General features: G+C 44.8%; 2 rRNA genes. Both read right to left on the bottom strand.

The features are described 5' to 3' along the window. Positions 1–128: ribosomal RNA gene (locus A2U94_RS20155) — 16S ribosomal RNA — on the bottom strand; the annotation flags it as partial. 163 nt (positions 129–291) lie between these two features. Beyond that, positions 292–407 (bottom strand): 5S ribosomal RNA (rrf, locus tag A2U94_RS20150). Positions 408–540: the final 133 nt, after the last annotated feature.

The following is a 540-nucleotide window of genomic DNA, read 5'->3' as shown; positions in this document are numbered from 1 at the left end:
TGCCCACGTGTTACTCACCCGTCCGCCGCTAACGTCATAGAAGCAAGCTTCTAATCAGTTCGCTCGACTTGCATGTATTAGGCACGCCGCCAGCGTTCATCCTGAGCCAGGATCAAACTCTCCGAAGAAATGTTTGACTTGCTCATAAAAGTTTAAAAAAATTAACGTTGACGTTTGTCGCTTTGTTCAGTTTTCAAAGTTCAACCGCCGCTCTTAGGCGACTTTATTATCATACCAAGTTTTTCACTTGGTGTCAAATACTTTTTGAAAGAAAAAGAGAAATCTTTTTCAGCCTGGCAACGTCCTACTCTCACAGGGACAAAGTCCCAACTACCATCGGCGCTAGAGAACTTAACTTCCGTGTTCGGCATGGGAACGGGTGTGACCTCTCTGCTATCGTCACCAGACATGATTTGAGATTATTCTCTCAAAACTAGATAACATTTCGCTGAGTACTTCGTGTACTATCGCTTTGGTTAAGTCCTCGATCGATTAGTATCAGTCAGCTACACACGTCGCCGTGCTTCCACCTCTGACCTA

This window comes from Bacillus sp. VT 712 (genome assembly GCF_001614195.1).
Lineage (GTDB): Bacteria > Bacillota > Bacilli > Bacillales > Bacillaceae_H > Priestia > Priestia flexa.
The sequence above is the reverse complement of the archived record's forward strand: the minus strand, read 5'-3'. Positions and strand labels throughout refer to the sequence as shown.